Origin of the sequence: Streptomyces sp. NPDC048349, assembly GCF_040651925.1 — a bacterium.
Classification (GTDB): domain Bacteria; phylum Actinomycetota; class Actinomycetes; order Streptomycetales; family Streptomycetaceae; genus Streptomyces.
Genome location: NZ_JBEZLA010000124.1, coordinates 1 through 7279 on the forward strand (window position 1 = coordinate 1; position 7279 = coordinate 7279).

The 7279-nt window shown below is 70.0% G+C and carries 7 protein-coding genes; 1 reads left to right on the top strand and 6 read right to left on the bottom strand.

Annotated elements, in window-relative coordinates:
- The 6 genes from AB0D44_RS33870 to AB0D44_RS33895 all read right to left on the bottom strand — a co-directional run.
- Positions 1–1107, bottom strand: a 1107-nt coding sequence (locus tag AB0D44_RS33870) for an Hsp70 family protein (protein WP_362598592.1), incomplete at its 3' end; no start/stop codon positions are given.
- A gap of 136 nt (positions 1108–1243) precedes the next feature.
- Positions 1244–1672 carry an Hsp20/alpha crystallin family protein gene (locus tag AB0D44_RS33875; RefSeq protein WP_362598595.1) on the bottom strand — a complete coding sequence of 143 codons (429 nt, stop codon included), beginning with the start codon at positions 1670–1672 and terminating at the stop codon, positions 1244–1246.
- A 149-nt stretch (positions 1673–1821) separates the two neighbouring features.
- Positions 1822–2979, bottom strand: a complete 1158-nt coding sequence (locus AB0D44_RS33880; protein WP_362598598.1) for an MFS transporter — start codon at positions 2977–2979, stop codon at positions 1822–1824.
- Entirely contained in the window at positions 2976–3608 is a 633-nt protein-coding gene (locus AB0D44_RS33885; protein WP_362598601.1) for an HAD-IA family hydrolase, read from the bottom strand. The genes AB0D44_RS33880 and AB0D44_RS33885 overlap by 4 nt, the downstream gene beginning before the upstream one ends.
- Positions 3589–4485: an alpha/beta hydrolase gene (locus tag AB0D44_RS33890; protein ID WP_362598604.1), complete on the bottom strand. Its 897-nt coding sequence runs from the start codon at positions 4483–4485 to the stop codon at positions 3589–3591. The genes AB0D44_RS33885 and AB0D44_RS33890 overlap by 20 nt, the downstream gene beginning before the upstream one ends.
- Positions 4478–5500: a glycosyltransferase gene (locus tag AB0D44_RS33895; RefSeq protein WP_362598607.1), complete on the bottom strand. Its 1023-nt coding sequence runs from the start codon at positions 5498–5500 to the stop codon at positions 4478–4480. Before AB0D44_RS33895 ends, AB0D44_RS33890 begins: the two co-directional genes overlap by 8 nt.
- A 467-nt stretch (positions 5501–5967) precedes the next feature.
- Between AB0D44_RS33895 and AB0D44_RS33900 the strand changes: the two genes are divergently transcribed.
- Positions 5968–7224, top strand: a complete 1257-nt coding sequence (locus AB0D44_RS33900; protein ID WP_362598610.1) for a beta-ketoacyl-[acyl-carrier-protein] synthase family protein — start codon at positions 5968–5970, stop codon at positions 7222–7224.
- Positions 7225–7279: the final 55 nt, after the last annotated feature.

A 7279-nucleotide genomic window follows, 5' to 3' on the forward strand; every position in this document is an offset into this window, starting at 1 on the left:
GTCGAGGAGCAGGACGTCCTTGACCTCACCCTTGAGGACACCGGCCTGGAGGGTCGCGCCGATGGCGACGACCTCGTCCGGGTTGACGCCCTTGTGCGGGTCCCTGCCGGTCAGTTCCCTGACCAGCTCGGTCACGGCGGGCATGCGCGTGGAGCCGCCGACCAGGATGACGTGGTCGATGTCCGCGACCTTGATCTTCGCGTCCTTGACCGCGTTGTGGAACGGCGCCTTGCAGCGCTCCAGGAGTTCGGCGGTCAGCTGCTCGAACTGGGAGCGCGTGAGCTTCTCGTCCAGGTGCAGCGGGCCCTCGGCGGAGGCCGTGATGTACGGCAGGTTGATCGTGGTTTCCGTCGCGGCGGAAAGTTCGATCTTCGCCTTCTCTGCGGCCTCGCGCAGACGCTGGAGCGCCATCTTGTCGTGGGACAGGTCGATGCCGTAGGCGTTCCGGAACTGCTTCACGAGGTGGTCGACGATCTTCTGGTCCCAGTCGTCGCCGCCGAGGTGGGTGTCACCGTTGGTGGACTTGACCTCCACCAGCCCCTCGCCGATCTCCAGCAGGGACACGTCGAAGGTGCCGCCGCCCAGGTCGAAGACGAGGATGGTCTGATCGTTCTCCTTGTCCAGGCCGTAGGCCAGCGCGGCGGACGTCGGCTCGTTGATGATCCGCAGCACCTTCAGGCCCGCGATCTCGCCGGCCTCCTTCGTCGCGGTGCGCTGGGCGTCGTTGAAGTACGCCGGGACGGTGATCACGGCGTCGGTGACGTCCTCGCCGAGATACGCCTCCGCGTCACGCTTCAGCTTCTGCAGGACGCGTGCCGAGATCTCCTGGGCCGTGTACCGCTTGCCGTCGATGTCTCCGCTCTGGGGGAAGCGCCAGTCCGCCTCGCCGATGTGGCGCTTGACCGATCGCGCGGTGCGGTCGACGTTCGTCACCGCCTGACGCTTGGCGATCTCTCCGACCAGGACCTCTTTCCCCTTCCCGAAGGCCACCACGGAAGGCGTCGTCCTGTTTCCCTCGGTGTTCGTGATGACCGTGGGCTCGCCGCCTTCCAGGACGGCGACGACCGAGTTGGTCGTACCCAGGTCGATCCCGACTGCGCGTGCCATCGTCCGCTCCTCTCGGTTCGGGGAAGGTGTTGACCGCTCACTTCGCCGGGCGCCCCGAGCAGGGCGGCCGCTGTGCCGGTATGGAGGGGGGCCGGGGGAAGGCCGGCCCGCCCTCCGTTTTCCTGCCGTGCCTCCGTCAGGCGTTGATCTCCTTGCGTGGGCCGTCTGCGGCCTTGATCTGGATCTTCCGGGGCTTCGCCTCCTCTGCAACCGGAATGCTCAGCCGCAGCACGCCGGCCTCGTAGGAGGCCTGGATACGGTCGGGGTCCAGCGCCTCGCCGAGGAACAGCTGGCGGGAGAACGACCCTGCGGGACGCTCAGCGATCACCACGTCGCTGTCGCCTCCGGAGGCGGTGGTCCGCCGCTCCGCCCTCACGTTGAGGACGTTCCGGTCGACGTCGAGGTCGATGGACTCGGGATCGACACCGGGCAGGTCCAGCTCGACGACGAAGGCATCGCCCTCGCGGAAGGCGTCCATGGGCATGGCCGTCGGCCGGGCCGCGGTGCCCAGAACCTGCTGGGTCAGCCGGTCCAGCTCACGGAAGGGGTCGGTGCGCATGAGCATCGTCTTTCACTCCTTTCCCGCTGATCGCAGGATGCACATGGCGACACCACCTATATAGCGCGCGGCAATAAACTTGACAAGAGTCGACTCAACAAGGTCGTTCCGCGCATGCCGGCCCTCGTCCGCCGCCCAGCGTGGGCAGGGAACTCTCAGCGTCGTTCGAGCAGTTTTCGCTCCCGTGCGGCGGTGCTCGTCGTGCCGGTCCATGCGCCAAGGCCAGCGGGGCCGGTCACTGCGAGGAGCAAGGCGAGGGCCGCGGGAAGCGCCAGAGCGGTGGGCAGGGAGGTGGAGGCTGCGATGTAGGCGATGGCAGCCGGGCCGACCAGGCTGCCGCTGTAGCTGAGCGTGGTGATCGTCGAGAGCTGGCGTGGCGTGCCGTGGCCGGCGGTGCTGGCCAGGACGGGCCAGATGAGTGCCATCCCGGCCCCCGCCAGGGCCCATCCCGCATAGGCGCCGAGCGGGCCCGTGGCGGACGAGGTGATCACGAGCAGCAGTCCCGTCGCGGTGGCGAGCCCCGCCGTCCGCAGCGTCACGCTCGGACCCAGGCGGGAGCGCAGGAGGTCGCCTGCAAGGCGAACCACGGTCATGGCCGTGAGAAAGGCCGTATAGGCCAAGGACGCCACGGCCGGCGTGACATCGAGGACCCGGCGGGCATGGACGCCCGCCCAGTCGGTGGCGGCTCCTTCAGTGAGGAACGCGGCCGCGCCCAGCAGGCCCATGGCCACGACGAGCAGAGGATTCCGGCGAGCGCTGGTCCCCGGCTCGGCGGGACGCGGGACGGGCGGCTGGACCCGGAAGGTGACCACCCCCATCACCACGGCCAGGGCGAATCCGTTGACGGCCAGCAGTGCCTTGACCCCGATACCGGCGTGCAGGGCGGCAGCGACGGCGAGGCCGCCGCCCACTGCGCCGACGGTCCACAGGGCGTGCAGTCGGGACATGATCGGCTGCTGGTGGGCGTGCTCGGCAGCAGTGGCGTGCAGGGTCAGCACGACGTTGAGGCCGCCCAGGAGCAGCCCGAGGAACCCGGCCGCGACGATCAGCGCCCCGTAGCCGTCTGCGACGGCCGGGCCGGCGAGGGCCAGTGCGGTGGCGGGAGCGGTCCACGCGAGCAGCGGTCGTGCGGCCAGGTGTCCGGCTGCGGTCATGCCCGCCATTGCGGACAGCCCCATGGCCAGCAGCACCCCGCCCAGCCTGCCCTCACCCAAGTCCAGGCGTGCGTCCAGGGCGGGCAGGCACGCCCCCCACTGCGCGTTGACCACGCCGGTGAGCAGGTAGACCAGGCGCAAGCGCGCGAAGTCGGTCACCGTACGACTCGTAGGGCGTCCAGGCCGGCAACGAGGTGGTCGCCCAGACGGGGCCGGCCGGTCGGCACCGGGCGGATCTCGATGGTGGTCATCCCGGCCGCCGCACCGGCGTCGATCCCCGCCGCCGCGTCTTCCAGTACCACGCACCGGCCGGCCGCTGCGTTCAGGCGGCGGGCCGCCTGCAAATAGCCCTGCGGGTCGGGCTTTCCGGCCGTGACGTCATCGGCGGTCACCAGTACGTCGGGTACCGGCAGGCCCGCGGCCTTGAGGCGGGCCATGGCCACCGCGCGCCGTCCGGAGGTCACCACCGCCCACGGCCCGGCATCCGCCAGCAGGCTCCTCGCCCCCGGGGACGCCGAGATGCCGGCGGTGTCCTCGACCTCACGGACCAGCAGCCGGGCCTCCTCGGCGGACGAGTCCAGGCCGGGCGCCACCAGTTCTATCAATTCCCGGGTGGTACGGCCGCCCGACAGTTCGTGCACCCTGGCGGGATCCAGCCCGTGCTCCAAAGACCAGTCGCGCAGATGGCGTTCGATCGTGGGCAGGGAATCGACCAGCACCCCGTCCATGTCGAACAGCAGCGCGTCGCAGGACACACGGATCTCGGGTTCAGCGGACAGCAGCAGCATGCGGGAGGAGCCCTTCTTCAGGGGTACGGGTGTGGCCGAGGATCTCGCTGATGACCGGAGCCCAGTCCCCGGGATCCAGCCCATGACCACCCAAGGGCAGGGTCGTCATCGTCGCGCCCCGAATCTCCCGGGCGAGGGCCAGGCCGTGTTCCAGTGGGAGGAGCCGGTCATGGGCGCCGTGGATGACCAGCGTGGGTACCCGAAGCTCGGGCAAACGCCCCCGCCAGGGAGCGACAGGTTCCACGTAGTAGTGATTGGTCAGGCTGGACTCGATGTTCCCTGCCCGCTCGACCACCCTGCGCGCCCGTTCCCGGGAGAAGTGCTCGTCGAAGTCTCGCCCCGATCCGGCCTGCAGGCGGTCCAGGAACACGATGTAGTCCGCGACCGAGCCGTGGTCGGACCACTCCGGCCAGGGCGCGTTGTGCAGTTCGACCTGGGTCGCCAGGGGAGTGGGCGGCAAGGTCGGGTGTTCGGGATCTGCGTCGCCCGGACTGCTGGAGACGAGCGTCAGGGATGCCACACGGTCGGGATGGGCCAGCGCCACCAGCTGGCTGACGGCTCCGCCTTGGGACAGCCCGACCAGATGGGCTTGCCCCACACCGAAAGCGTCCAGAATGCCGATCGCGTCCGAGGCCAGATCGTGCAGGTCGTAGTCCGGTGAGCCCGGCGGGCACGTGGTCGAACGCCCGGTGTCCCGTCCGTCGTAGCGCAGTACGCGCCGTCGCCCGGCCGCCAGCCGGAGACAGAACTCCCGGTCCCAGGCGAGCATGCACGCACCCGTGCCGGAGACCAGGAGGACCACGGGATCCCCCTCCTCACCGAACGCCTCCACGAACAGTTCGGCAGCGGGGAGACGGACCGTCGTCGTCTCACGCATTGACGCTCCTCCTTGCCACGTGCTGAAGGAGTTGCGCGTACGCGGCGGCCTCGTCAGCGAGGCCGTGCCTGCTGTTGATCATCCGGCGGGCGTTGCCCGTCAGGGTGGCGGCGAGCGAACGGTCCTCCAGCAGCCTCTGCGCTTGCTTTCTGAATTCGTCCGGGCTGTGGAACAGCAGGCCGGTGATGCCGTCGGCCACCAGGCAGGTGTTGCCCGGAATGGCACGGGCGATGACCGGGGTGCCCAGATGCATGGCCTCCAGCACCGCGTTGGGGCTGCATTCGCTGATCGAGGTGTTCAGCACGGCGGTGGCTTCCCGCATCGCCGCGTGCAGGTCCCGGCGGTTCAGGGCGCCGGCGTAGTGAACTCCGCTGTGCCTGAGACATCGACGACGCACGATCTCGTCGAACCCGTCGTAGGAGACGCCTGCTATGACCAGGTGCACGCGGGGATCCTCCCGCTGCCACTCGTCCACGCATCCGGTCAGGAAGAGGGGGTCCTTCACCGGACGGAGCCCCGCCGGCAGGAGGAAGACCTGCGCATCGTCCGGCAGGCCGAGCCGGTTCTTCAGCGAGAAATCGGACGGGTCGGTATCCACCGCCTGGGGAATCGAGTACAGCTTCTGGATGGTGTCCGGCCACAGGGCCAGACAGCGCAGCACGAAGTCGTCGTTGAACGCCACCAAGGCGTCCGCACCGGCCACCGCTTCGGTCATGACCGCGAAATGGGCGGGATCCAAGGAGAACTCGTTGAGATCGGTGCCCCCGAACACCAAAATGTAGGGGATCGTCAGGCTGTGCCGGATTTCCCCCGCGGCCACGGCGTGGGTCACGATGGCCGCATCGAAGCCGCATCCTTCCGCCCCGTGGGCAAGGGCCTCCGGGAGGGCGCCGGCTTCCACCAGCCGTACTTCATGGCCCGCACTGCTCACATGTGCTGCAAGCCGTCGGATCGTCGTGTCGTTTCCGGTTGCCGGAGCACTATCGGTGATTGCCGCAATAATCATCGCTCGCATGACCTTCCGTCAGAAACGGTGCTCGCGACGGCGTCGGAGAGGAGCCCCGGTGCCGTGCCCCGGCGGGCCCCTTGCGGGCGGGCGTGGCGCGGCTGTGCCTCCCCGTGCGGTTCGAGCACGGGTGCGGATGCGGGCCGGTCTCCGAACGACACGGCGAACAGGTTCCTGTACGGTCCCGCCCGCCCCTAGAGAGCCCACGGAGCCGGACCAGAGGCCCCCCGTCCTCCTCGAAGCGGACGTCGCCGGGGACGCCGTGATCCACCGCGAGGGCAACCACCTAGCGCGAAGTCGTTCTCGTCATCGTCAACGCTATAGCAGAACCCAACAAACTCAGGTCGCATGAATCCGTAGATCATCTCGACCCCTCCGTCACAGATCCCTTGGCACAGTGGGACCAAACGCAGCTCGCTGCCCTGCCCGACCGGCACGGTGAGCTGTAGCACCACTACAAACAAGGGGGAACGAACATGAACGTTCGCGATAAGGACGTCCTGATCACGGGCCTCGGCGCCACCACCCCGCTCGGCGGCGACGTGGCGACGACCTGGCAGGCCATGCTGCGGGGCGAGAGCGGGATCCGGGCCATCGAGGAGGACTGGGCGGCGGCGCTGCCCGTACGGATCGCGGGCCGCCTGCGCCAGGAGCCGGGCGACCTGCTCGACCGCGTGCAGGCGCGCCGCATGGACCGGTGCGAGCAGATCGCGCTGCTCGCCGCGCGGGAGGCATGGGCCGACGCAGAGCGGCCCGACGTGGAGCCGGAACGGCTCGCGGTGGTGATCGGTACGGGCACCGGCGGCGCCCTCACCCTGCTCGGCCAGGACGACGTGCTCGAGACCTCCGGCGTACGCAAAGTCTCCCCGCACACCGTTCCGATGCTGATGGCGAACGGCCCGGCCGCCTGGGTCAGCATCGACCTCGGGGCGCGCGGCGGCGCCCACACCCCGGTCAGCGCCTGCGCCTCGGGCGCCGAAGCGATCGCCCAGGGCATGGATCTGATCCGGCTCGGCCGGGCCGACGTCGTGGTGGCCGGCGGTACGGAAGCCTGCCTGCACCCGCTGCCGCTCGCAGGCTTCGCCCAGGCCAAGGCCCATTCCACCCGCAACGACGACCCGGCCGGGGCCTCACGGCCCTTCGACACGGGCCGCGACGGCTTCGTCATCGGGGAAGGGGCGGGCGTCGTCGTCCTGGAACGCGCCGGTTTCGCCGCCGCGCGCGGGGCCCGGCCGTACGCGGTCCTCGCAGGAGCGGGTGTGACCTCCGACGCGCACCACATCACGGCCGCGCACCCGGCGGGCCAGGTCCGGGCGATGCGGATGGCGCTGGATGCCGCGGGACTCGCGCCCGCGGACATCGCGCACGTCCACGCTCACGCCACGTCCACGCAGCTGGGCGACCGGGTGGAGGCCGGGTCGGTGGCCGAGGCCGTCGGCACGCATCCGGTGGTGACGGCGACGAAGTCGATGACCGGCCACCTGTTCGGCGCCGCGGGCGCCGTCGGCGCCATCGCCGCGATCCTCGCCGTCCGGCACGGCGTGGTCCCGGCGGTACGCAACCTCGACACCCTCGACCCGGAAGTCAGGCTCGACGTGGTCACCGGGGCACCGCGCCAGGGCCGGGTGGCCGCCGCGCTCGCCAACTCCTTCGGCTTCGGCGGCCACAACGCCTCGCTGGTGTTCACCACGGCCTACGGCGTGTCCGCAAAGTCATGGAAGCCAGAGCCGTAGGCAGGCGAGGGTGACCAGGGCTTGGTAGTGGCGGGCTCGTTTGTCGTAGCGGGTG